18 protein-coding genes are annotated in these 26,082 nt (G+C 41.6%); 12 read left to right on the top strand and 6 right to left on the bottom strand.

The features are described 5' to 3' along the window. Window positions 1–42: 42 nt before the first annotated feature. The 5 genes from DUT71_RS16645 (at window position 43) to DUT71_RS16625 (ending at window position 8,689) form a co-directional block, all read left to right on the top strand. Window positions 43–1,842: an AsmA family protein gene (locus tag DUT71_RS16645; RefSeq protein ID WP_113663678.1), complete on the top strand. Its 1,800-nt coding sequence runs from the start codon at window positions 43–45 to the stop codon at window positions 1,840–1,842. Window positions 1,843–1,902: 60 nt separating this feature from the next. Beyond that, on the top strand, window positions 1,903–2,460 hold the full coding sequence (locus DUT71_RS16640; RefSeq protein ID WP_113663677.1) for an RNA polymerase sigma factor: 558 nt from the start codon (window positions 1,903–1,905) through the stop codon (window positions 2,458–2,460). 97 nt (window positions 2,461–2,557) lie between these two features. Continuing rightward, on the top strand, window positions 2,558–3,610 hold the full coding sequence (locus DUT71_RS16635) for a FecR family protein (RefSeq protein ID WP_113663676.1): 1,053 nt from the start codon (window positions 2,558–2,560) through the stop codon (window positions 3,608–3,610). 174 nt (window positions 3,611–3,784) lie between these two features. Beyond that, window positions 3,785–7,072, top strand: coding sequence for a SusC/RagA family TonB-linked outer membrane protein (locus DUT71_RS16630; protein WP_240186966.1), 3,288 nt, complete (start codon window positions 3,785–3,787; stop codon window positions 7,070–7,072). 18 nt (window positions 7,073–7,090) lie between these two features. Beyond that, window positions 7,091–8,689, top strand: a complete 1,599-nt coding sequence (locus DUT71_RS16625) for a SusD/RagB family nutrient-binding outer membrane lipoprotein (protein ID WP_113663675.1) — start codon at window positions 7,091–7,093, stop codon at window positions 8,687–8,689. Window positions 8,690–8,755: 66 nt separating this feature from the next. Here DUT71_RS16625 and DUT71_RS16620 read toward each other — a convergent pair whose 3' ends face one another. The 4 genes from DUT71_RS16620 to DUT71_RS16605 form a co-directional block, all read right to left on the bottom strand. Continuing rightward, on the bottom strand, window positions 8,756–9,823 hold the full coding sequence (locus tag DUT71_RS16620; RefSeq protein ID WP_113663674.1) for a branched-chain amino acid aminotransferase: 1,068 nt from the start codon (window positions 9,821–9,823) through the stop codon (window positions 8,756–8,758). A gap of 185 nt (window positions 9,824–10,008) precedes the next feature. Further along, complete coding sequence (locus DUT71_RS16615; RefSeq protein ID WP_113663673.1) at window positions 10,009–10,974, bottom strand: tryptophan 2,3-dioxygenase family protein; 966 nt, start codon at window positions 10,972–10,974, stop codon at window positions 10,009–10,011. 275 nt (window positions 10,975–11,249) lie between these two features. Further along, complete coding sequence (locus DUT71_RS16610) at window positions 11,250–12,548, bottom strand: HAD-IB family phosphatase (protein WP_113663672.1); 1,299 nt, start codon at window positions 12,546–12,548, stop codon at window positions 11,250–11,252. A gap of 7 nt (window positions 12,549–12,555) precedes the next feature. Then, the gene (locus tag DUT71_RS16605) at window positions 12,556–13,518 is read right to left on the bottom strand and encodes an NAD-dependent epimerase/dehydratase family protein (protein ID WP_113663671.1); all 963 of its coding nucleotides are present in this window, start codon (window positions 13,516–13,518) and stop codon (window positions 12,556–12,558) included. 130 nt (window positions 13,519–13,648) lie between these two features. Between DUT71_RS16605 and DUT71_RS16600 the strand changes: the two genes are divergently transcribed. Beyond that, window positions 13,649–14,830, top strand: coding sequence for a formimidoylglutamase (locus DUT71_RS16600; RefSeq protein WP_113663670.1), 1,182 nt, complete (start codon window positions 13,649–13,651; stop codon window positions 14,828–14,830). A 105-nt stretch (window positions 14,831–14,935) separates the two neighbouring features. Continuing rightward, complete coding sequence (locus DUT71_RS16595; RefSeq protein WP_113663669.1) at window positions 14,936–16,087, top strand: redoxin domain-containing protein; 1,152 nt, start codon at window positions 14,936–14,938, stop codon at window positions 16,085–16,087. A 347-nt stretch (window positions 16,088–16,434) separates the two neighbouring features. Here DUT71_RS16595 and DUT71_RS16590 read toward each other — a convergent pair whose 3' ends face one another. Then, complete coding sequence (locus DUT71_RS16590; RefSeq protein WP_113663668.1) at window positions 16,435–17,199, bottom strand: hypothetical protein; 765 nt, start codon at window positions 17,197–17,199, stop codon at window positions 16,435–16,437. A 192-nt stretch (window positions 17,200–17,391) separates the two neighbouring features. Further along, window positions 17,392–18,663: a phosphoribosylamine--glycine ligase gene (gene purD, locus DUT71_RS16585; protein WP_113663667.1), complete on the bottom strand. Its 1,272-nt coding sequence runs from the start codon at window positions 18,661–18,663 to the stop codon at window positions 17,392–17,394. Window positions 18,664–18,977: 314 nt separating this feature from the next. On the opposite strand from purD, the gene DUT71_RS16580 reads away from it, so the two are divergent. The 5 genes from DUT71_RS16580 to DUT71_RS16560 all read left to right on the top strand — a co-directional run bounded on the left by DUT71_RS16580 (window position 18,978) and on the right by DUT71_RS16560 (window position 26,081). Further along, entirely contained in the window at window positions 18,978–19,280 is a 303-nt protein-coding gene (locus tag DUT71_RS16580; RefSeq protein ID WP_162796085.1) for a hypothetical protein, read from the top strand. Window positions 19,281–19,538: 258 nt separating this feature from the next. Then, a complete protein-coding gene (secA, locus tag DUT71_RS16575; protein WP_113663665.1) occupies window positions 19,539–22,841 on the top strand; it encodes a preprotein translocase subunit SecA in 3,303 nt (1,100 codons plus the stop codon). Between the two features lie 518 nt (window positions 22,842–23,359). Next, window positions 23,360–23,794 (top strand): SPOR domain-containing protein, encoded by a 435-nt coding sequence (locus DUT71_RS16570; RefSeq protein ID WP_113663664.1) that lies wholly within the window; start codon window positions 23,360–23,362, stop codon window positions 23,792–23,794. 78 nt (window positions 23,795–23,872) lie between these two features. Next, window positions 23,873–25,054, top strand: coding sequence for a M20 metallopeptidase family protein (locus tag DUT71_RS16565; protein ID WP_113663663.1), 1,182 nt, complete (start codon window positions 23,873–23,875; stop codon window positions 25,052–25,054). A gap of 76 nt (window positions 25,055–25,130) precedes the next feature. Continuing rightward, window positions 25,131–26,081, top strand: a complete 951-nt coding sequence (locus DUT71_RS16560; RefSeq protein ID WP_113663662.1) for a hypothetical protein — start codon at window positions 25,131–25,133, stop codon at window positions 26,079–26,081. Window position 26,082: the final 1 nt, after the last annotated feature.

The following is a 26,082-nucleotide window of genomic DNA, read 5'->3' as shown; positions in this document are numbered from 1 at the left end:
AAATAAATTCCGTATCTTGGGTTGTTAACCCCATTTAGGCCCATGACGCTAAAGAAGATCATCAGAAGCAGAAAATTTAAGTACATTACCTTTATTTTACTGTTTTTAGTGGCCTCAGCGCTTGGCCTTTCCTGGTATGTTGCCGGAAAAATAAAACCGCTTGTACAGCAGCAGCTTGCCGCTATTGTAAAAAAGGCCACCAACGGGCTTTACGATATCCAGTTTGATCAGGTACGTGTAAATGCCTTTATGGGAAATGCCTCTTTAACCAAAGTGAGGCTAGTGCCCGATACCCTTGCTTATCAAAAGCTGATTGCAGCGCAAAAGGCGCCCAATAATCTGTATTTTATTCATCTTGAAAAATTGAGCATCAAGAATTTCCACCCCTTTAAAATTTATTTCAACAAGCGGCTGGATATTGACCTGCTGCTCTTTGACCAACCTCATATTACGATGGTGAACAGGTCTTTCCCTTTTAACGAAAATAGCCCGCCAACACCTGAAAAATCACCATACGACTATATCAAATCCATTTTTAGGGCGTTGCATATCAAAACCATCGATTTCAAAAATGCAAGTTTTAAGTATGTAAATAAAAACGATTCAATAGCAGAATCAGATACGGTCTCTAACCTTACCATCACGCTAAAAGATTGGTTGATCGATTCGACTTCGGCAGCGGATAAAAATAGGTTTTACCTGTTAAAGGATGCCTATGTGTATCTTAACAATTATACCTACGCCACGCCAGATAGCATGTACTATATCAAGGCTAGCCAGTTTGAATTTAGCGCCGCCGCAAAAAGGCTGAATATCAAAGAATTTGCGTTGACGCCTCGTTATGCTGAACAGGATTTTGCTAAAGTTAGCGGCTATGCCAGAGACCGATACTCTTTGCAGCTCAACAATATCGACCTATATGGGATCAATTTGGCCTCCTACATTAAAAAGGGCGAAATTTTGGCTGATGAAATGCAGGTTGCCAATGGTTTTTTATCGGTGTTTAACGATAATTCGTATCCCAAACTGATCCGGGATAAAACGGGAAGGTTCCCCCATCAGCTGTTGCAGAAAATCAAAATCCCGATCATGTTAAAGAAAATCCTGCTCCATAAATTAGACATCAGCTATGCGGAGTTTGACGCAAAAAGCAAGCAAAAAGGACGGATCAGTTTTAACAATACCTCTGGGATGATCAGCAATGTAACCAATCAAATGAAGTACAAAAAGGTAGATCCCATGATTGAAGCAAACCTTGTAAGCTATTTAATGGAGCAGGGAAAACTGAGTGTTAACTTCAAATTTAACACCATGGCACCTCAGGCCGATTTTTCCTACAAAGGCCAGCTACAGGAGATGGACGGTAGGCAGTTGAACTACATCACTAAGCCATTGGCCATGGTGCAAATAAAAAGCTGCATGATCCGTAAATTGGCTTTTGATATTAAGGCCAATGAAGATATAGCCACCGGAAGGCTGAAATTTGTGTACAACGATTTGTCCCTGGGCTTGATGAAACAGCACGAGGGCGGGCAGCGGTTAAAACGTTTGGGGCTTTTATCTTTATTGGCCAATGCAATCATCATTTATTCAGATAACCCCGCTGACGATGGGAGATTTGCCCTGGCAACCATCAACTACAAGCGCAAACCTACAGGTTCATTCTTCAATTTTATTTGGAAAACCCTGTTTCAGGGAGTGAAATACAGTGTGGGATTTACTCCGGAAAAAATTGCGGAAATCAAAAGCTATGTCTCCAAATTTGAAAATATGAAAGACGAACGGGAGAAACGGAGGGCCAGGAGGGAGCTGCGCAAATCTGAACGTTTAAAAAACCGATAAACTAAGCGCTGAATTTTTTATTCAGACATAAATATTTATTATTGCGACCTAACTAACCAAATGGATCATCAGCTAGCTCATCAATTGTTATGGGAAAGAATTTGCATGGGCGACCGTGACGCATTCTTCGATTTATACAAGGCGCTCTATTACCGTCTGGTTAATTTTGGCCTAAGAGTTTGCGGAAACACAGATCTGTCGAGCCAGGCAACCGATGATGTGTTTACTTCCATTTGGGAAAAAAGAGAGAACCTCGCCAGGGTAGAAAATGTAGAAGCCTACCTTAGGACCTTCCTTAAAAGAAAACTCTTGCGCTTGTTGGAAAAGGAGCGTAAAATCCACGAAGCACTTTTTAAAGCCGGCGACGAAGGTGAATGGATGGAAATGAGCTACGAAGAGTTTATTGTAAAAGTGCAAAGCGATGAAATTGTGCGCTACCAACTTAAGCAGGCCCTGGCCAAACTCACCTTTAGGCAAAAGCAGCTTATCCATTTGAAATTTTTTGAGGGACTTAGCTATGAGCAGATTGCCGAGCAAACCAATCAGACCATCAAAACCGCCTACAATACCATTTACGATGCCTTAAAGGTATTGCGCAAGGAGTTGAATAGCTTCTAAAATAACCAGTGTTTTTTGGGGTGTTAAAAAAAAAGTTAAAAAATCTTTAGGAAAAATCTCCGATTTGTGGCACTGTCTTTAAAAGGTGCAAATACAAATGATAGATAGGAGCAAATTCGAAGCCGAGGACTTTTTAATTGATGCGACATTTCAGCACTATTGTGCAGGTACTGACCAGTTGTCTATTGATTATTGGACCAAGTACATTTCGCAACATCCTGAACAACAGCCAACCATTGCTGAGGCTGAAAAACTTTATCGGCTTTTAAGCGGCAACAAAGCAAAGCTGAATGAGCGGATACTGGCATTCCAGCAATCGTTTGAACAAGTGAAAGTGGTGCCATTAAAATCAAGACGGATTTGGTGGTCGGTTGCAGCGGCAGTGTTGCTGGTGATAGGCTTGGGGTCTATTTTCTTTACCGAACAAAAACCTGTGCCAGCCGTTTATACCCAAATATACCAAACTAAAGCGGGAGAGCGTAAAAAAGTGACGCTTCCGGATGGCTCAACCGTTTGGTTAAATTCGAAAAGCACACTTAAGCTAGATAAACGCTTTAATGAAAGCAATCGTTTAGTTTCCTTACAAGGTGAAGGCTTTTTTGATGTAACCCACAGTAAAAAGCCTTTTAAAGTTGAAACTTCAGAATTTGAAATCAACGTATTGGGAACAGCATTCAATGTAAAATCCTATCCAGATGAAATTACTTCCGAAGCTACCTTGATTCGTGGTTTAATTACCATGCAACCTATCAATGGCGGCGGTATCATTACCCTAAAACCAAGCCAAAAAATCACGCTGTATAAAAAGGCTGTAGCTGCTACAATGCTATCTCCACAAAAAAGACAAATGAAAATATCGCATCCAGAAATCACCATAGATCACTATCAACTAGCAAGAGATAGCACTGTGGTAGAAACCGCCTGGACGCAAAACAAAATAGAAATCCTTGACCAAGATTTTGGAGAAATTAAATCCACGTTAGAAAAATGGTACAATGTAAAGATTACGTTTACCAGCCCTGAACTAGAAAAATATCGTTTCACGGCTACTTTTAGTAACGAAACCATCAAGGACGTATTAGACGCTTTACAACAAGTAGAAAAATTTAGTTATGAAATAAAAGGAGATCAAATTAAGATATCAAAATAAAACGAAAGGACGATGTTGGAGCATCGCCCTTTGCAAATTTTTGATGTATTTATGGCAGTGTTCGCGAAAACACTGGCTGCCACAAACCGCAACCAAAACACAAACATAATGATTAATTATTACTTACGGCAAGAGCGTTTTAGGTACAGACGCCTCTTTAAATTTATCATCCTAATGAAACTGTCTTTTTTAGTGGTGTTCATTACCTGTTTAAACGTTTCTGCATCGGTTTTCTCGCAGGAGAAAATTTCGCTTGATGTGAAGAAAGCCAAGCTTTCAAAGGTGCTGAAGCTCATTGAGGAGCAGAGCAAGTACCGTTTCGTTTACAGCTCAAACTATGTTCCGGTAAACAAAGATGTAAGCATCAAGGTAACCAATACTCCGGTAACCGATGTGCTGAGCGAGATCTTGGAGCACACCAAACTAAACTATTCGGTTTCCGACCTAGGGCTAATTGTCATTAGCCGGGTAAAAGATTCGCCCATAAAGGGGAGCGTTAAAGATGGAAAGGGACTTCCTTTGCCTGGAGCCAGCATTAGGGTTAAAGGTACAAGTAGAGGTACTTCCGCAGATGTTAACGGAGAATTTTCAATTATTGTCCCGGAGAATAGCGTTTTGGTCGTGTCGTACGAGGGATTTTCATCTCAAGAAATTGCTGTAGGAGGTAAAAAAACTTTAGAAGTTGTTTTGCAAGAAGATTCCAAGCAATTGGGCGAGGTAGTGGTGACTGCCTTAGGCATCAAACGTGAAAAAAGAGCATTGGGATATGCAGTTAGCGAAGTGAGAGGGGAAGAATTGACGAAAGCAAGAGAACTTAATGTGATGAGCTCATTGTCTGGCAAAGTACCGGGACTAGATGTCAGTAGTACCGCTGGAGGTGCTGGTGCCGCAATCAGTGTGACTATTCGTGGTGTATCAAGTTTAAGCCAAAGCAACCAGCCATTGTACGTGATTAACGGCATACCCATGGAAAACAAACCTGTGGGTTTAAATAACCAAAACCCTAATGGGAACAAGGGCAGCCAATGGGATAATGCCCCAGATTTGGGAGATGCCATAGGAAACATTAACCCAGATGATATTGAAAGCATTTCGGTGTTAAAAGGAGCTGCGGCCTCTGCATTATATGGTTATCGTGCAAAAGGAGGAGTGATCTTAATTACCACCAAAAGTGGTAAAGGAAGCGGTATTGAGTTCAATAGCAATTATGTTGCCGAGCAAGTGATAGACCGTACCAACTGGCAATATGTTTATGGTCAAGGAGCCAATGGCAGAAAACCAACTACCGCTGCGGGAGCTGCTCAAGTAGGTGGTTCAAGTTGGGGAGCCAAGCTAGATGGCAGTGATGTAATCCAATTTGATGGCGTGAGCAGGCCATATCGTGCACAAAAAGATAATATCGAAGATTTTTACAAAACAGGAGGTACCTGGACCAATACCTTGGCGCTGAATAAAAGCTTTGATGGCGGTAGTATACGTTTATCAGGAAGTGACGTGAATAACAACTCTATTGTGCCTAATTCGGGCTTAAATAGGCAGTCGTTTAACTTCGCAGGGATTTTTACGCCGATCAAACGCTTAAGTATTGATGCTCGTGCAAATTATATTTTAGAGCAGGTGAAAAATAGACCAATGGTTTCAGATGGTGCTGGTAACGCCAATTATAACGCTATCTTTTTGCCAACCAGTGTTAATATTAATAGTTTGAAACCTTGGCGTAATGCAGATCAAAGTGAAAAATTATATAATACGGGTAATGTATATGCCACCAACCCTTGGTTTGCGGCATATGAATTTGTGAACAACACCAAACGTAATCGTTTGATCTCTTCGGTAACGGCAAAATATACCTTAGATAACGGCTTGTTTATACAAGCAAGAGCAGGTCAAGACAGTTACAACGATACCTATAAAAATGTGGTGCCCTCTGGTACTGGTTACTATGCCAACGGTAAAATTGCCGAACAAGCAACCAAGTTTTCTGACATTAACGCCGATGTGTTGGTTGGAAAAACATTTACATTGAGTGACGACTTTTTCTTAACGCCTAATTTGGGAGCAAGTTATCGTAAAACGGATGTATCCCAAATGACTAATAACGGAACTGATTTTGCAATTTTTGGGGTTTATAATATTAAAAATGCTCTAAATAAAGCAGTAGAATATAGCGAAAACCATTCTGAAACTCAATCTGCTTATGGCACTTTAGAATTTACTTATAAGGATTGGTTTTACCTGACTGGAAGTGCTCGCTCTGATTGGTTCAGTACTTTGGCAACACCGCTTAAGGACAATAAATTATATATCATTTATCCTTCGGTTAATGCCTCTTTTGTATTCTCCGAACTTTGGAAGCCGTCTGTATTAAACTTCGGTAAAATTAGAGCGGGTTATGCCGTAGTAGGACAGGCAACAGATCCTTATCAAACAGCATTAATCTACGACTTTATGAGCCAAAACTTGAATAATTCACCATTAGGAATTATTAAAAATGGCAATATCCCTAATTCATCGTTAGTGGCTTCAGAAGCGTCTGAATTGGAATTTGGTACAGAATTGCGTTTTCTGAACAGTAGGTTGAATCTGGATTTAACTTGGTACAAAAAACGTTCTAAGAATGAGATTTCATTTGTAACCACTTCCAGCACTACAGGTTATGCTGGTGCGGTTTTAAATGCTGGCGAAATAGAAAATAAAGGTTGGGAAATGTTGCTATCTGGACAGCCACTAAAAACCCGAGATTTTATATGGACTTCTTCTTTAAATGCCACCTACAATAATAATAAGGTAATTTCTCTAGCAGAGGGTGTAGATAACCAGTTGATTGCTACTTCTCGTTCTGGTGTAGGTTTCTTACAAAATATCCCTGGTAAAGCTGCCTCTCAAGTGATGGCTTATGATTACAAGTATGATGCTAATGGTAAAATTGTAGAAGATGCAAACGGGCCTGCAAGGGGAGATTTAAAAGCCTACGGATCGGCCTACAACAAGTGGTTTGCAGGATGGAACAACGAGCTCAACTATAAAGGAATCAATCTTTCTATTTTAATTGATGGTAAATGGGGCGGTAAAATCTTTTCTGCTACTGATTACTATGGTTATATCTTTGGTTTGCATCAATCTACTTTAGCAAACAGAGAGGCTTTAGATGCCCCAGGAAATGTAACTGCGGCTAAGTTTTACGAAAATACCGCTAATAATACATCCTTTCGTTTTGTACAAGATGCCAGCTTTATTAAGTTGAGACAGATTGTGTTAGGGTATAATTTTCCAGCTAAAATGTTCAACAACAAAATTCAAGGGCTTAACGTGAGTTTCGTAGCAAGAAACTTGGCTATTCTGATGAAAAAGACCGATAATATCGATCCCGAATCTAGCTACAACGCAACTTTTCCTGGTCTTGAATTGGGAGGTGTTCCCCCAGTTAGAACCTTTGGATTAAACCTAAACGTTAAGTTTTAAAACCTAAAAACGATTGACATGAAAACAAATATTCTGAATAAATATAGTTTGCTAGCGATCTTTGTATTGTTTCTTGGCGCAGGTTGTACCAAGGATTTCAAGGATATCAATACTGATCCGGTAGCATATGGGCCAAGTAGTTTCGACCCAAATTACATGCTGTCTACAGCACAATTAACTTACACAGGCAGTATCGATTTTTCTTATGATACTTGGAGAGGAAATCTGATTTATTGTTCTACCATGATGCAGGGCATGTCTACCGTAGTAAGCTACTGGGCGGGAGATAAATATATGTTAAATGAAGGGTATACGGCCGCCTATTGGGGTAATGGAGCTGTTGGAGCATATATAGAGCAAGTACGTCCAATTGTAGATGCCGTAGAGTTTGCCAAAGGCAAGGCGAAATACAGCAATTTATATAATGTAGCCCGTATTTGGAAAGCCGTGATTTTCGCTCGATTAACAGATTTATATGGTGACGTACCTTATTCGCAAGCAGGGCAAGGTTATTATACCAGTAACTATACGCCAAAATACGATAAGCAACAAGCCATATACATGGATTTATTGAAAGAAGTAGATGAAGCTACCAATGCATTAAATCCAGCTGGAGATAAAGTAGTCGGGGATGTCATTTATAAAGGTGATATTGAAAAATGGAAACGCTTTGGCAATTCGTTTTTGTTGCGCTTAGCGATGCGCTTAGTAAAGATAGATGAAAACACCGCAAAAACTTATGCCACTAAAACGATAGGTAAAACACTTATTTCCAGTGCAGATGATGCTATTGTTGCTCATGATGATAGAGGAGCGAGAGTAACCCAGAACAGAAACAGCCAAGTACTTTTAGGTGATGGCGGGCAGGAACATTATTATGTAAAATGGTCTAAAACCTTCATCGATTTGTTGAAGACTACGGCAGATCCCCGCTTGGGTAAAGTTGCGGTGACTAAATTGTATTTAAGCGATGGTTCTAAAACCCAAAATGCAAATTTTGACGCCAATCCGCTGGTGCAAAAAGGCATGCCCAACGGTAAGGATTTAAGTGCAGTGCCTAGTCAAAATATCAGCTCTGATCCGTTTTATACTACCATGCCAGATTATTCGTCTCCGCATCCAAATATGCTAAAGAGAAATGGCGTCACCTTCATTCTGTCATACGCCCAAACCGAATTGCTGTTGGCAGAAGCCGCTCAACGTTGGGGAATAGGCGGAAGCGCTGCTACACATTATAATGCGGGTGTAAAAGCTGGAATTACTGGACTTAGCCCATATGATGCAAGTATGGCCATTGCGGGAACTGCAGCAGATACCTATTTATTGGCAAATGCCTATAATGCTGGAACAGGTTTGCAGCAAATTAATACGCAATATTGGCTAGCAAGCAATATCCAGCTTGATTTTTATGAAACCTGGAGTAACTGGAGAAGAACTGGTTTCCCTGTGCTAACACCAGTGGTTTTCCCGGGTAATGCGACTAATGGAACTATTCCCCGCCGTTTTCCATATCCAGTAGAGGAAGCGGCCAAAAATGGAGCGAATTATCGCGAAGCTGCTGCGGCAGTTACCGGAGGAGATAATTTGACCGGTAGAGTTTGGTGGGATAAACAATAGCGCTCGATATTAAATGAAAAAGGCCTCGCATTGCGGGGCCTTTTGTTTTTTAAGAAGAAAAAGGGATTAAGAAATCACCCAATTCCAACCAAAAGTATCTGGAGCTAAACCATATTTAATATCATTCAGCTTTTTAGCAATACTGTTAGAAACGTTTCTGGTAGCCGGATCAGTTAAGGTGTAATCTTTTCCTTGGTAGTTGATTTCGCCAATATGGGTTACTGTGGCAGCAGTTCCAGCGGCAAAAGCCTCGGTTAATCTACCGCTTTCAATACCTTCAATAATTTCTTTTACAGAAACCCTTCTTTCTTCTACTTCAACACCTTCAGCTTTTGCCAATTGAATAATCGTATCTCTGGTTACCCCATCTAATACCGTAGTTCTTACCGCTGGGGTCACTAATTTGCCATCCATAACAAACATGAGGTTGGCCGTACCCGCTTCTTCAATAAACTCATGAGTTTGAGCATCGGTCCAAATCAGCTGGTCAAAGCCTTCTTGTTTGGCTACCTCAAATGGATATAATGAACGGGCATAGTTGCCAGCAGTTTTGGCAAAACCTACACCGCCATCATCGGCACGGGTAAATTCTGTTTCTACTTTTACTCTTAATGCTTTGTTGTAATACTTGCCGGTAGGCGTTGTTAAAATACCAAACGTATAAGAATCAGAAGCTTTAACGCCTAAATAAGGGTCTGTTGCATACATTACAGGCCTAATGTAAAGTGCATAATCTTCTTGCGCAGGCACCCACTTCTCATCAATATTAATTAGCGTAGCCATTCCCTGCATGAAAATTTCTTCGGGAACTTCGGCCATCGCCATTCTTTTTGCCGATTTATTGAAACGCAGGAAGTTCTTATCCGCTCTAAAAATGCTGATTTTGCCATCAGGCAGTCGATAGGCTTTAATACCTTCGAAAATAGCCTGTCCGTAATGCAGGGCAGAAATGGCAGGGCTCATCGGGATTGGACCATAGGGAACTACTCTGGGATTTTTCCATTCACCATCCTGATAGTCGCACAAAAACATGTGGTCGGTAAATACTTTACCGAATGGCAATTGCGAAAAATCAGTAACGGTAAGGCGAGTTTGCTCAACCTTTGTTACTTTGATGTCTAATGTTTCGGTCATTTTATAACATTTTTTAAGGTAGCTTTCATTGGGTCGTCATTTCGGGCCACAGCGGTATCGCAGATAAATCCTTTAGAAATTCTTTCCGCTTTGCTGCTCTTGAAATTGACGGTCGTTTTAGCGACCTGAGTTTATTTGCTGCAAAAGTACTAAAAATCAAGCGTTTTTTAAGGCTTTACAAAGATTTAATGTTTGTTTTTTAGTGTCTGCAGCACACTAAGTACCCATCCTTTTCCCCATTCATCTTTCTGTTCATCAGTCCACAAAAACGGATAGAAAATTCTTTTTTGAAAACGGGGAGGCAAGTACTTTTGCCAATTGGTTCCTCCGGTTGCAGCAATGTCTACCGGATCTTTTTCCAAGTACCTTACCGCCGATTTATAGTGGGACAAAGGCCACTCCACGTTTACGTAAAGGTCTAGTTTGCGCAGCTCTTCCGCTAATTCGCTTACATCCTCTCCTTTTGTTTCCAGCTGTTTGTATAGCGAAGCGAAATTGCGGTGTTCTCTTTCTTTGGCCAAAGCTAAAAATTGAGCGGCATATTTGTTGATGAACTGTTTTAGCGTTAAAGTCTGTTTGCCCGTGGCCAGTTCGGTAGCGCCAAATTTCCAATAGATGTATTCAAATTTTTCTTCGATGTTGGCTTCTGCTAGTGCTTCCCTTTTGCTTTTGTCTACCAATTGGGTAAAATCTGTGGCTGATATTTCAATCATGCGGTATTGACCACTTTGAAAGCCACTGGCGGGTAACAACGACATGCGGAATTTCAAAAACTGCTCTTTTTCCATGCCATTCACCATTACCTCAAAAGAGGTGGTGAGCGCATTGAAATAGGCATTTATTCTCTTTACACGCTCGGTGAAAAATGGAGCGGTTAAATTTTCATGTGTGGCAATTTGCCTGCATTCATGCAACGAAAGCTTGAAATACAGCTCGGTAATTTGGTGGTACATGATGAAGATTTCCTCATCAGGGAAAGGCGTTTTTGGACTTTGCAGGCTCAGCAAAGTATCCAGATGAATGTAGTCCCAATAGGTGAGAAAATCGGCATATAAAAGGCCATCAAGATACGAGACCATATCCTGCCCCATGGCTTCGTATTTTTCCTGAAGCAGGGCCAGTTTTTCCTTAATCTGTGGAGTAAGTTCCATTTGTTTTGTCTTTATCAGTTAACGATGTTTGTTTGTGCTAACGCACTATTTTCGTCATGCCGAATTTAGTTCAGCATCTGTTAGAAAAGACAATAACTAGCTGGGCCTATCTATGATAAGGCTGAAATTGAAAATCCGTATCCACGATGAAGATAACATGGGCACTGCTTTTTTAGGCGTAATGACAGTATAGTTAGTTAAATACCACTTTTTTCAACTATTCCAGCTTTGACCATCTCTTAAAGATGGTCAAAGTGTAATGCTGTGGCCTAAAGTTAATACAATACCCTGAACTTTATGGTATGTTCAATTTTTTTCAATGATTTGAACAATTGCTTGTCGTACTCGGTATTGATATCGGTAATGGCATAGCCGATGGTGCTATTGGTCATTAAAAATTGCCCCACAATGTTGATATTGTGCTTGGCAAAAATGGTGTTGATTTTTGCCATAATGCCTGGTACATTTTTGTGGATGTGGATCAATCGGTGCGACCTATCAATAGCCGGCAATTGCAAATTGGGGAAGTTGCAGCTCAAATAAGTGGTGCCTTTATTCATGAAATCGGCTACACGTTTGGGGATAAACAAGGCATTTCTTGGATTTGCTTTGGCATCATCAAAAATCACAATGCCCATTTCATTGCAAATTTGAAAGGAGAGCTTGTTTTTAGCATTGCCCAAATAGCCAATGGTTTTAAGTTTTACTGCTCTTTTGAGTTTCTCGTCTTCAATTTTTTCGCCATTGGCCAAAATCATCATGCCCACATCAGCCACATATTTCTCTTCAAATTCAGTCTTATGGCGAATGGAGAAACCATCCTTTTTGAGGAAATTGATGGTATCGGCAGGCACCTCGCCAATCACCAGGCACAAAATCCTGTTTTTGGGATAAGATATCGCCCTTGGCAAATTATTTACGTACAAAAACTCATCAAAACTTGGCGTCACGTGATCTGCTTTGTTAACAATACTTTCCCGGGCAATATTCTCGGTAAAGGCATAGAATTTTTTGATGAGGCCACTTTCGCGAAGCTGAAAATCAGAATAACCATCGCCAATGCCATACAAATTACCCTGTAAGTTCAATTGCTGCATCAGTTTCACCTTCCCGCCCTCTTCGCTCAACGGGTTGGCATGATCGTAGTCTATAATTTTGCCGTCACCGGTAGTTACAAAGGTATTGGCATAGATATTTTCTTTTTTGATGTGGTACTGGCTTACCACAGGCGTAATAAATTCCTTAAACCCACCCGAAACAATGAGTACCTCATCAGCATGTTTTTTAAAAAAATCCGCATTGCGGGAAAAAGATTTCGATACTTTCTTTTTTAGATGTTTGATGAGTTTTTGCAGGTGCTCTTCATTGGCTTCTAGCAGTTTCACCCGTTGGGCCAAGCTTTCCGAAAACGATAGCTTTCCTTCCATGGCTAAGTTGGTGTAGTCCTCTATCTTTTGGTAAATGGCTTCACGCTCGGGGTGTTTGGCAAGGGAAATACGGGCGAGTTCGTCTAAGGCTTCAACTTGGGTAAATGTGCTGTCAAAATCAATGATGTAAAAGTTCTGCTGTTTCATCTGGAGTTTATTTCAAGGCATTGCATACCTCGGCAATGCTTTGGTGTAGGGGTTTAAATTCGAAGTTTAGGGTGTCTTTTATTTTTTGGTTGCTGTAATAGCTGAGGTTAAAGCTGCTGCGGGCGGCATCTTTGGTGAGGCTGGGAGCCTTTCCGGTAAAAACCGAAGCCAGTTTGGCGGCTCTCCAAGCAATGCCCAGCATCCAGGGTTTGGCCTCTACAGATGGAGCTTTGATGCCAAAGCCTTGTGCAATCTGTGCAAAAAAGTCCTTGTAATGTAGGTTTTCGGCACTTAAGGTAAAACGTTCGGCGGTAATTTCACTATCCATGAGCAAGATCATGGCTTTGGCTACATCTTCTACATCCACAAGGCCGGTAGCACCGTCGGTATAAAACTTCAAGCCGTCTTTTACCAGTTTGAAAATTGCGCCGCTACCGTTGTAGCCAGCGTTTTTGCCAATAATTACGGCTGGATTTACAATCACGGCGTCCAATCCTTCGGCTATGCCACGCCAAACTTCCATTTCGCCTTCGTATTTTGAAATGGCATAGTTGTGCGCTTTGGGATCGTACTCCCAAAAATGCTTTTCGGTGATGAGCTGGCCTTCCTTGGCAATGCCCAATGCCGCTATGGAGCTTACGTGAAGCAAACGCACCTGGTTCTCCGTGCAAAGGTTAACGATGTTGGCCGTACCCTCAATGTTAATCTTAAAAAGCTGGGCCTTATCTTTAGGGTTAAAGGATACTGTAGCGGCACAGTGATAAACCTGGCTAATGCCTTCAAAAGCATCGGCAAGGCTTTCGGTTTCGCTTACATCGGCCAAGTGCCAGGTAACCAGCGGATTGTTTTGTAGCGGGGCAGGAATGGCTGAGCCATTTCTTTTGATGGCCCTCACTGCCAAATTTTTGTTGGTCAGTTGCTTTACCAATTCTGCTCCTAAAAACCCCGTAGCGCCTGTAACAAGTATCATTTCATTTTTTTAAAGAATGTTGGAGCCTGCCTTTTAACGAAACAAGCTATATTTAAAACATAAATTTTAAACAGGCTCTTAATATATGCGCCCAAAAATAGATATTTGGGGGCAACATTTAAATAGCTTTATGACTTTGTCTGATTTTTTTTCGCCCATAGACCCAGAAAAATTTACGCCTAAGAAAGGTTTCTTTACCAGTCAGTTGGGAATGAAGGTTGAATTTTTTACGGATACCTTCCCCGAATTGGAAGAAGGCAAGTACGATCTGGCTATTTTTGGGGTAAAAGATGATAGGGGCGCAGTGCATAACAATGGTTGCTCTTTGGCGCCTGATTATTTCCGCGAACAGTTTTACCTGCTTAACGAAGGACAGGCAAACACCAAGATGGTGGACTTGGGAAATATCATTGCAGGACAAGAAGTTTCAGACACCTATTTTGCCGTAAAAACGGTAGTTGCCGAATTGGTAAAACTCAACGTTGTGCCCGTGATTATTGGTGGAGGGCAAGACCTTACCTATGCACAATATATGGGCTACGAGCATTTGGAGCAAAAGGTAGATTTGCTGGTGGTCGACAATCGGTTTGATATTGACGAGGATGATTCCGAAGGCGTGGCCACTACCTCGCAGAGCTATCTGAGCAAGATTTTTCTGCATCAGCCCAATTATCTGTTCAACTACAGCAACATGGGCTACCAAACTTATTTTGTAAGTCAGGATAGTTTACGGGTAATGGACAAGCTATATTTTGACGTGCACCGTTTGGGCGAGTTTGTTTCCGATCTGTCTGTTTCCGAGCCCGTGATCCGCAATGCTAACATGGTGAGTTTTGATATGGGGGCTATCCGCTCCAGTGATGCCTGTGGCAATATGAACATGGTGCCTAATGGCTTTTATGGGGAGGATGCTTGCCGCATTGCCAGATATGCCGGTATGAGCGACAAGCTGACTTCGATTGGCTTTTACGAATTTAATCCAGCTTTTGATAAGGGAAGCCAAACGGCCATGCTGCTGTCCCAAATGGTTTGGTATTTTGTAGATGGATATTATGCCAGAAAGAAAGATTTTCCGTTAACTCCCAAATCGCAATATATTATTTACCGGGCTACGGTAAACGACGGAGCTACCGAAGTAAACTTTGTGAAAAGCAAGAAATCAGATCGGTGGTGGATGCAGGTGCCTTATCCTGCAAATGGCTCAAAAAACGAACGCTTTCATCTGGTACCTTGCCGTTACGATGATTACAATACCGCCGTTAAGGGTGAAATGCCCGACTTGTGGTGGCGTACTTATCAAAAACTCCTCTAAGAAAAACAACCAACCAAACTTAGATATTCGTATATTTGATTAACAACTTATTATACTAAACAGATAAGCTTTTTACGAAGCTTTATTTCACTAACACTTTAAACAATGAAAAAAATAATCCTTTCTGCCTTATTGCTAGCTCCTGTAGCATTAATGGCTCAATCAGATTTTACCCTAAAAGGAACGGCAAAATCTGTAGCAAATGGTAACAAGGTATATCTTGTGTATCCTGAAAACGGCCAAAGAGTAACTGATTCAGCTATTGTAAATAATGGCTCGTTTGAATTTAAAGGCAAGGTTACTACACCGGTAATGGGCAATTTGTTCAATAACATAAACCCATATAAAAAAGGGGCTAACACCCGTAACATGGATTATATGGCCTTATATATTGAACCGGGAAACATTACGGTAACCAGTGCCGATAGCTTAAGGTCTTCAGTTGCTGGCGGTTCCCCTGTAAATATTGACAATGCAAAATTAGCTGCTTTGTTGAAACCTTTTACCGAAAAAGAAAAAGTACTTAACGAGGAGTATTCAAAGTTTACCAAAGAGCAACGAGAAGATGAGGCGGTGATGGATGCTTTTATGGAAAAATACAATGCTGTTAGGGATCAAAAAACTCCGGTTTATTTAAGCTTCGTTAAAAACAACCCAAAATCATATATCAGTTTGGTTCAATTAGGCTCTTTGGCCTCAAATGACAAGGTGGTTGGCGAAGTTGAAAAATTGTATGCTACGCTTTCTCCTGAGTTGAAGGCAACCAAAACCGGACAGGGCATTCCCAAAATTATTGAAGCTACTAAAAAAACCGCAGTAGGTGTACTGGCAATGGATTTTACACAGAATGATCCTAATGGCAAGGCGGTAAAACTATCAGACTTTAAAGGTAAATATGTATTGATCGATTTCTGGGCATCGTGGTGCGGTCCTTGTCGTAACGAAAATCCAAATGTAGTAGAGGCCTTTAATAAATTCAAAGACAAGAACTTTACGATCTTAGGTGTTTCTTTGGATGGTGGCAACACTAGAACTACTAAAGAACAATGGTTGAAAGCGGTGGAAGACGATAAATTAGCCTGGACACAGGTGTCTGACATGCAAGGTTGGAATAACGAAGTGTCTACGGCTTGGGGAATCAGAAGCATTCCAGCTAATTTCTTGGTTGACCCTAGCGGTAAAATTATCGCAAAAGACCTAAGAGGTGGAGCATTGCACAAAAAACTTGCCGAGGTTTTGGATAAAAAAACAAAATAAGATCTTTCGAAAGATTTCAATAAATGGGGCTTCTACTTAAAAGTGGAAGCCCTTTTTTATGATCCGCTTTAATGCAATTGGATTTGCGATGTGCCTGTGTGGTTCAATTTAGGTTGCTTTTCGGTTTTAAAGATGATAAAGCGTTTTAACATCCAACATTAAAATACGGCCACATAGGCACATGGGGTCATGGTTAAATAATCTGATAATTTTTAAAGGGTGATCTGCCCAAATATGTTTTTAATGCAATTGGGCTTGCTAGGGGTCTATGTGATTCAATTAAAAATATAGGCACATGAGACAGGTAGCGTATTATTTCTAGCGATTATAACGATAGTAGGTTGTGTTTATATAATAATTCCCAGGGCTATAAAAACCACTCCCACAAATGAAATCAGGAAGGCTGGTTTGCCAAAGAGAAGACCAAGAACCACCCCCGCAATAATCAGGAAAACACCAATCCAGATGTAGCTGGTGGCATTGGTTTGTCCATCGGGCGAAAGTTGGGGCGTGTCTCTACTGCTGTTGGTTTGTATGGTTGCGTTATCCTCCGGTTTTGTCGTTTTTTCTATTTCGGCACTGGTGCCTAAAGTATTGGCGGTAGTAATTGGTGCTGGGGGAGCAACTTCTTTGTCAATCTTTTTGTTTTCCTTTTGTTGCCCGGGCTGGGCCTTCACTACAGTTTCTTTTTTTGGGGTCGGGGGAGCTATGGCTACAGGTTTTGCGGTATTTTGGTTTTTGGGTACAGCTTTGGCTATGATGTTTTCCTTGGCCACGCTTTTGCTTTTAGGCGTTGGGGCACTAATTGCTTTAGGGCTTGGCTCGGCAAGTGCTTTTGCGGATGTTGTTTGTGTAGCGGGCTTAGTTTTTGGTTTCGCCGTAATATGGGTATGCAACTTTTTCTTTAAAGTAGCCTTTGGTTTGCCGCTAACTATTGATGGGACATTGTTGGCAGGTAGCTGTACTAATTTTTGAGGAGTAATTTCCTTGGCGGTAACTACTACTGTAACTCTTTTAGGTTGCTCTTGTTGCGAAAAACCTAACAGGGGGAGCGTTAGCAATCCTAATACGAGGAGAGCGTAGTAAAACGGTTTATTTAGATTGTTGGTCAAGCTACAGTTATAATTGTTCTGTTTGTGTAACAAAAAAAATGTGCCAATTAGCCAAATAGATAGCTGTAGTGAAAAAAAATCCCGACCAGTGCTATTGCGATAGACCTAATCGGGATGTGGATAATCGCACCTTGTAACTACAAGTTTACGAATAAATGTTGATAAGTGAGAAATTTTTACCTCAAATTGAGATTATATGAGGTCAAAACCAATGTCCTCTCTAAAGTATTTGCCATCAAAATATATTCTGGCGGCATCGGCAGTGGCACTTTGCAGGGCCTCAAATGGAGTATCCTTTACGCTGCTAATGGCCAAAACCCTGCCACCGTTTGTTTTAACTAGGCCGCCGTCCAAGATGGTGCCCGCATGGAAAGCATAGGAATCTCTGATGTTTTCGAGTCCCGAAATAGGTTTGCCTTTCTCATATTCGCCCGGATATCCCCCGGCCACAATCACTACGGTAGCGGCATTTTTGGGGCTAATCTTGATCTGGTAGTTCCCCAGTTCTTTTTTGCTGCTCGCAATAAAAAGTTCAAGCAGGTCATTTTCAATCCTTGGGATTACGCTTTCCGTTTCCGGGTCGCCCATACGGCAATTGTATTCAATTACGTAAGGCTCATCGCCCACTTTAATCAATCCGAAAAAGATAAAGCCTGTATAATCTATCCCTTCGCTGGCCAGGCCGTTTACGGTAGGTTTAATGATCTGTTCTTCAATTTTATTTAAAAACACCGCATCTGCAAAAGGAACCGGTGAAACGGAACCCATGCCGCCGGTGTTTAGGCCGGTGTCACCTTGGCCAATACGTTTGTAGTCTTTCGCCTCTGGTAAAGTCACGTAGTTTTTCCCGTCAGTTAATACAAACACCGATAATTCAATGCCCGTTAAAAATTCCTCTACCACTACGGTGGAGCCCGCCTTGCCAAATTTGCCATCCAGCATCAGCCTCAGTTCATCCTGCGCTTCTTGGTGGTTGTCGATAATCAATACTCCTTTACCTGCGGCAAGTCCATCAGCCTTTAGCACAATAGGAAGGCTGTGCTGCGCCAGATAGGCTAGGCCCTCATCTAAATTTGCGTTGGTAAATGATTTTGATTTTGCCGTTGGGATATGGTGGCGCTCCATAAACTGTTTAGAGAAATCCTTGCTTCCTTCTAGCACGGCACCCTCTTTTTTAGGGCCAATTACCGGAATATGGGCCAGTTCTTCATCGTTCACAAAAAAATCATGGATACCTAATACCAAAGGTTCTTCGGGGCCAACCACAAGCATGTCAATCTGTTCTTTTAGCGCAAGTGCTTTTACCGCTTCAAAATCATTAGGATTGATGTTTACGTTTTTTCCGTAGTTGGCGGTGCCTGCATTGCCCGGGGCAATGATCAATTTGTCGCAATTTTCCGATTGGCTTAATTTCCAGGCAAAAGCACTTTCTCTTCCGCCAGAACCTATTAGTAAGATATTCATAGCGCAAAGATATTGCTTTCTGCTTACGAGGGGCATAAAAAGTTAAAAGTGAAGATAAATTTAGTAGATTTTAATGGTGTTAAGGAGGTGGTATAGCCCCGAGCGGGGAAATTGAGCCTTAAGCTTGGATGTTCAGCCTTTTAAGTTGTTTTAGCTAGAGAGCACGGAATTACCTGGGCAGTAACAAGGCAAGTAATTGAGCTAAACAGGCGGCTTAAATGGATAACTAAATTGCTGTTAAACCTCATCGCAAAGCGCCCTTGCCCAAATCAAATTTCTGATTATAAAAGAATAAAACTAGATTTGCCGCAATAATGAGGCATCTTGTCACCATATCTCTTGTGTTTTTCAGCCTTTCGCACCTGGCCAAAGCCGATCGTGTGGAGGGGACCCGCTATTTAACCGAGCGGTATTGTGCCAGGCAGCAAACCACTTCTGAGCAAACGTCTATCCGCTCGATACAGGACCTGCAGCACCTGCCACACTTTATCCTATCCAACAACCAGCTGAGCGCTATAGGCGTGATTTCTAGCGATAACTGCATTAAATATAATGTCCGCAACCAGCCTATCGCCTATTCGGTTACACTTGAAAACCCAAGGAACAATAGCCCATAGCGCTTGTTAAAGCCAAACACGATATCCGTTAATCGCAGAAAACACTGCGGCTGTCAAGTTGACCTGTATTATGGGTGTGGCTTGGTTGTTGTGTGCTGATTTGCGATTTGACCTGCCTACGGTAGGCAGGCATTAACGGAATACGATTGCCGATACAAAGTGATTGCTGGTTTTCGAAACAATTAACCAATTAAACAGTTAACGCATTTCAGCAATTAACCAACTGAACAATAATACCATTTAACAATAAAATAGATCATGTTAGGATTTTTAGCCAAAATTTTTGGAAGCAAATCAGAAAGAGATATAAAAGCGCTACAGCCAATTGTAGCACAAATTAATGAGGAATATGCCAAGTTATCTTCATTAAGCAACGACGAAATTAGAAATAAGACCATTGAGTTTAAAGCGGTTATTGCATCAGCATTGGCCAGTATCGACGAAAAAATCAATGGTTTAAGAACCCAAGCCGAAAGCCCGGAGCTTTCATTGCAGGAAAAAACCAATTTGTACGATGAGATTGATGCCCTAGGTAAAGAGCGCAATGTTGAGCTGGAAAAGGTTTTGCAACAGCTATTGCCCCAGGCTTTTGCTGTAGTTAAAGAAACTTCACGTCGTTTAAGTGAAAACGAAACTTTGGAAGTTACCGCTACGGAATTTGACAGGGAACTGGCCACCAAGAAGAACAATGTAAAAATTGTTGGTGACAAGGCTTTATGGGCCAATAAATGGGAAGCTGCGGGCAACCAAGTAGCTTGGAACATGGTGCACTACGACGTACAGTTAATTGGCGGTATGGTGCTGCACAGCGGTAAAATTGCCGAGATGGCTACCGGTGAGGGTAAAACCCTGGTAAGTACCTTGCCAGCCTATCTAAATGCACTTGCCGGGCAAGGTGTACACATCGTAACCGTGAACGATTACCTTGCCCGTCGTGATAGTGAGTGGAACGGCCCATTGTTCGAGTTTCATGGTTTAAGTGTTGATTGTATTGATAAACACCAGCCAAATTCAGAAGAAAGAAGAAAGGCCTATTTAGCGGATATTACCTACGGAACCAACAACGAGTTCGGGTTCGATTACCTGCGTGACAATATGTCGCAAACACCAGAACAGTTGGTACAGCGCAAATTGCATTTTGCCATGGTGGATGAGGTCGATTCAGTATTAATTGACGATGCCCGTACACCATTGATCATTTCGGGCCCGGTTCCGTTTGGTGATCAACATGAATTCCACGAATTGAAACCTCGCATTGAGCGTTTGGTAAATGCACAAAAGGCTTATGTACAATCGGCTTTAAACGCTGCTAAAACCTTAATAAACAGTGGTAATGTTGGTACAGAAGAAGGCGAAGGTGGTTTGGCATTATTACGTGCACACCGCGGTTTGCCTAAAAATAAAGCTTTAATTAAGTTTTTAAGCGAAGGCAACAACAAACAAACCTTGCTTAAAACAGAAAACTACTACATGGCAGACCAATCTAAAAACATGCCTAAAGTAGATGCCGAGCTATATTTCCATATTGATGAGAAAAACAATCAGGTAGAATTAACCGAAAAAGGTATCGAATTAATTACCCAACAAGGGGAAGATCCAAGCTTTTTCGTATTGCCTGATGTAGGTACAGAAATTGCCGAGATCGAAAAATCGAACTTGAGCAATGAAGATAAAATTGCCCAAAAGGATGCCTTAATGCGTGATTATGCGGTTAAAGCAGAGCGTGTTCACTCCATCAACCAGTTGTTAAAAGCCTATACTTTATTTGAAAAAGATACTGAATATATCCTTGATGAAGGTAAGGTGAAAATTGTAGACGAGCAAACTGGCCGTATCATGGAGGGCCGTCGTTACTCTGATGGGTTGCACCAGGCAATTGAAGCAAAAGAAAACGTAAAGGTAGAGGACGCTTCGCAAACCTATGCCACCATCACCCTGCAAAACTACTTCCGTATGTACCATAAACTTTGTGGTATGACCGGTACCGCAACTACCGAAGCTGGCGAGTTTTGGTCGATCTATAAATTAGACGTGGTAGAAATCCCAACCAACAGAACCATCTCCAGAAAAGATGCCCAAGATTACGTTTACCGTACGGTGAGGGAAAAATATAACGCGGTAGCAGAAGAAATTGTAAAACTAACGGAAGCAGGCCGACCAGTATTGGTAGGTACTACCTCGGTAGAGATTTCGGAATTATTGAGCCGTATGCTGAAATTGAGGGGCATTAAGCACAACGTATTGAATGCCAAAATGCACCAAAGGGAGGCTGATATTGTGGCCGAAGCAGGCCAGCCAGGCCAGGTGACTATTGCTACCAACATGGCCGGCCGTGGTACCGATATTAAGTTGGGACCAGGTGTAAAAGAAGCCGGAGGTTTGGCCATCATCGGTACAGAGCGCCACGAGTCTCGTCGTGTTGACAGACAGTTGCGCGGTCGTTCTGGCCGTCAAGGTGACCCAGGTACTTCGCAGTTCTTTGTATCGTTAGAAGATAATTTGATGCGCCTGTTCGGTTCAGAACGTATCTCTAACATTATGGTGCGTATGGGAATCGAAGAAGGAGAGGTGATCCAGCACTCGATGATCACCAATTCGATCGAAAGAGCCCAGAAAAAAGTAGAAGAAAACAACTTCGGTGTACGTAAGCGTTTGTTAGAGTACGATGATGTAATGAACTCGCAACGTTCGGTAATTTACGCTAAACGTCGTAACGCCCTGTTTGGCGAGCGTTTGGACGTGGACATGAACAACATGATTTTTGATGTTGCCGAAGATATCGTAACCGAATACAAAGAAGAATCAAACTACGAAGGCTTCAAGCTGGAAGTCATCAAAAACTTCTCGGTAGATACTGAAATTACTGAACAAGAATTTAGCAGCAAAAAAATCCATGATCTAACGGATAAATTGTTTGCGGAAGTAACCGCTTTTTATATCCGTAAATCAGAGGCGGTGGTAAACCAGGCCATGCCGGTGCTACGCCAGTTTTATGCAGAAAGGGGAGACATGATCGAACAGATCGTAGTTCCTTTCTCGGATGGGATGCGCCAAATCCAAGTTCCGGTTGAGCTTAAAAAAGCTATCGAGAATAACGGTAAGGAAATTACCAAATCATTTGAGAAAACCATTGTATTGGCTTTAATTGATGATAGCTGGAAAGAGCACTTACGTGAAATGGATGAGCTGAAACAGTCGGTGCAAAATGCTGTTTACGAACAAAAAGACCCATTGATTATCTACAAAATGGAAGCGTTCAACTTGTTTAAGGGCATGCTCAACGTGGTAAACAAAGAAGTGGTTAGTTTCTTGTTTAAGGGCGGTATTCCTATGCAGCAGGAGCCAGAGCAGGTAAGGGAGGCAGCAGCCCCTAAGCCCCAGCCTAAGTTAAATGCCACCAAACAAGAATATGGCGATCCGTCTGATTTAGACTTGGTAGGTGATACCCGCGAGCCTCAACCTTTGCAGCCCATTAGGAAAGAAGCAACGGTTGGCCGTAACGAGCCCTGCCCTTGCGGAAGTGGTAAAAAGTTTAAGAACTGCCACGGTGCAAATCTTTAATGATTAAACTACGGACTTACGAGGTTTTAGAGCCTTGTAAGTCTTGAAAAATAAAAGCCCAAGTGTTAAAACGCTTGGGCTTTTTGGTTTGTCATTGCGCTCTTGGCCGAGAGAGCAGGCAGCTTGGTCTTTCAATCATATTTTAGGGCCTTCATTGAAGTCAGATCTTGATAACATAGATGGCCAATTGGTAATACTGAGTTGTCTGCATTTTTGTACGTTAGTGCCATAACCATTAAAATACTTCGGGTTTAGTCCAAACCTTCCGAAACATTTCCCTGTGCATCTTGATAGGAAAATCTCTCAAGGCTATCCATCAAATAATATTGGCCCACCACGGGAGCTCATATAGAGGAATCAAGTATTTTCTGATGAATCTCAGCCAAATATTGCCCAATTGGCACTAATGAGATTTGTATTAGCGGTTTAGAATGCCGATTTTTGCAACAAGTTCAGCATTTTGATGCGTCGTTTCCTGAGGCTAATTAAAAAAAGCAAAGGAAAATCACCCAAAAAATATGAAAATTGTAGTTTTATTTTTCTTACTGTTTGCTTGCCATTTTTCTTTTGCACAAAATAAAGGCGAAGTTATTGTAGTTAAAGACCCGTTGATTGATAGCTTAATCGCCAAACGTATAGAGCTCAACAAAGCTAAGCCAACTACCACAAATCCATCTGGTACCGCCATTGTTTCTTCCATGGGATATCGTGTGCAAATTTATTACGGCAGCGATAGGCGTGAGGTATTTTCGGAGCAGGCAAAATTCAAGGCAAACTATCCCAAGTTAAATACCTATATCACCTATAAAGAACCCAACTACTATTTGCGGGTGGGCGATTACCGCACCAGGCTTGAAGCACAGAAATTCCTAAATGAGCTACGGCCTAGTTATCCAACCCTGTTTATTTTTAGGGAAAAGATAAACGCTCCAATTTTAGAAGTAGATAAATAGTTAACGGCTGACAGTTTTCAGTTAGCCAAGTGCATGACTAAAAAACAAACCAACAAACCACCTAAAAACTAATCAAGAATGAAACAGAAAATACAAGAACTATCCGCACAAATTTTTAATGAAGTGGTCGGTTTTCGTCAACATATACACGCCAATCCAGAGCTTTCCTTTCATGAATATGAAACCTCAAGATATGTAAAAGATAAACTGGCCAGCTGGGGAATTCCGTTTACTGAAATGGCCAACACCGGTGTAGTAGGTTTAATTACTGGAGCCAAGCCTTCTAACCAGGTCATCGCTTTGCGTGCCGATATGGATGCGCTGCCCATTGCCGAAGCAAATGACAAGCCTTATAAATCTAAAAACGAAGGCGTGATGCATGCCTGTGGACATGATGTGCACACCTCATCGTTATTAGGCACCGCTTACATCCTTAACCAAATGAAAGATGATTTTGCGGGTACCGTGAAATTGGTTTTTCAACCTGCGGAAGAGCTGTTGCCCGGTGGTGCAAGTATCATGATCAAAGAAGGTGTGTTGGAAAATCCAAAGCCGCAAGCTATCATTGGACAGCATGTGATGCCCTTGATAGAAACCGGAAAAGTTGGCTTCCGCTCAGGGATTTACATGGCCTCAACCGATGAATTATATGTAACTGTAACTGGTAAAGGGGGGCATGGCGCACAGCCGCACCAAAATATCGACCCTGTAGTGATTACCGCCCACATTATTGTAGCGCTACAACAAATCGTAAGTAGAAATGCCGATCCGCGTTTGCCATCGGTGCTTTCTTTTGGCAAGGTAAATGCCAATGGAGCTACCAATGTTATTCCAAACGAAGTGAAATTGGAAGGTACCTTCAGAACCTTGAATGAAGAATGGAGAAACGAAGCACACCGCCTGATGACGAAAATGGCCGAAGGAATTGCCGAAAGCATGGGTGGAAGTTGCCATTTTGATATTCATAGAGGCTATCCATTTTTGATCAACGAAGAGAAATTAACCGATAACGCCCGAGCTAACGCCCAAGATTACCTGGGAAGAGAGCATGTGATTGATTTGGATATTTGGATGGCCGCCGAGGATTTTGCCTATTATTCGCAGGTAACTGATGCCTGCTTTTATCGTTTGGGCACCGGAAACGCAGCCAAAGGAACAACCTACTCGGTACACACGCCAAATTTTGACATTGATGAAGAAGCCTTAAAAACCTCTACAGGGTTAATGGCCTATTTAGCCTTGAAACAACTGGGCAATTAACTCGTCAAATATAGGTTAGGCATATAAATTGCTAAAGTAAAGGGTATTTGCCTTTACTTTAGCTATAATTTTAATCATGAAGAGATATTATTTCGTTATTCTTTCGCTATTTTGCTTTGTTGAAACCAAAGCACAGCAAATTCCTCGTTTTAATCCCGATACCATCAAAACCATTACGCTTGACTCTGTGGTAAATATCAGGGCAAAGCGATTGAACATCGAAACCTTTATCGATGCCATCATCAATGATACCAGTTTCTATCAGGCTTTCCGCAACATGAAGAAATATACGTTCATTGCCGAGAATAGAGTGTTTACCTACGATAAAAAAAATCAGGTAGACGGCCGCATTTACCGGAAGATACGCCACAACAACGATGGGCCATACAGAATGGAATATTTGGTTAAGGAAGACAACGGAAAGGTGTATAAAAAGAATGGCAAATATCAGTTGTATACGGTAGAAATGTTCGATTACATCTTCATGAATGCCTACAACACAGATTTTGTGCCTAACTCGGCCCCAAGTACCGGGAAAGGTAAAAAAAGTACTAACGAAGGCTATAAGGATAAACTGAAAACCCTCATATTCAATCCCGGAAGGCCTATCAAGGGTATCCCGTTCATTGGCAGCAAAACGGAGATATTTACGGCAAATATGCGCCAGTATTACGATTACACCTTCCATAGTGGCACCTATCTGGATTCTATCCCGGTTTATCGTTTTAAAGTTTCTGTAAAGCCTGATCTCTCCAAATGGACTAAGGACGGTATCATGATCAAAGAGCTGGTAACCATTTTCGATAAGCGTAATTTTGAAATCCTGGGCCGTTACGTGGATATGAAATACAGCAACATGCTATTTGATTTCGACGTGCAGATGAACATAGAAATGAGCTACTTCGATGAAGTGAAATTGCCAACTAAAATCACCTACCAGGGCAACTGGGATTACCCATTTAAAAAAGAAGAAAGAGCCAGCTTTTTAGTGCTACATAAAGATTACCGCTTAGGCAAAGGGAAATAGC

Source organism: Pedobacter nanyangensis, from assembly GCF_003313505.1.
Classification (GTDB): Bacteria; Bacteroidota; Bacteroidia; order Sphingobacteriales; family Sphingobacteriaceae; genus Pedobacter; species Pedobacter nanyangensis.
Note: the sequence above shows the minus strand (reverse complement) of the source record. Positions and strands in the feature narration are given on the sequence as shown.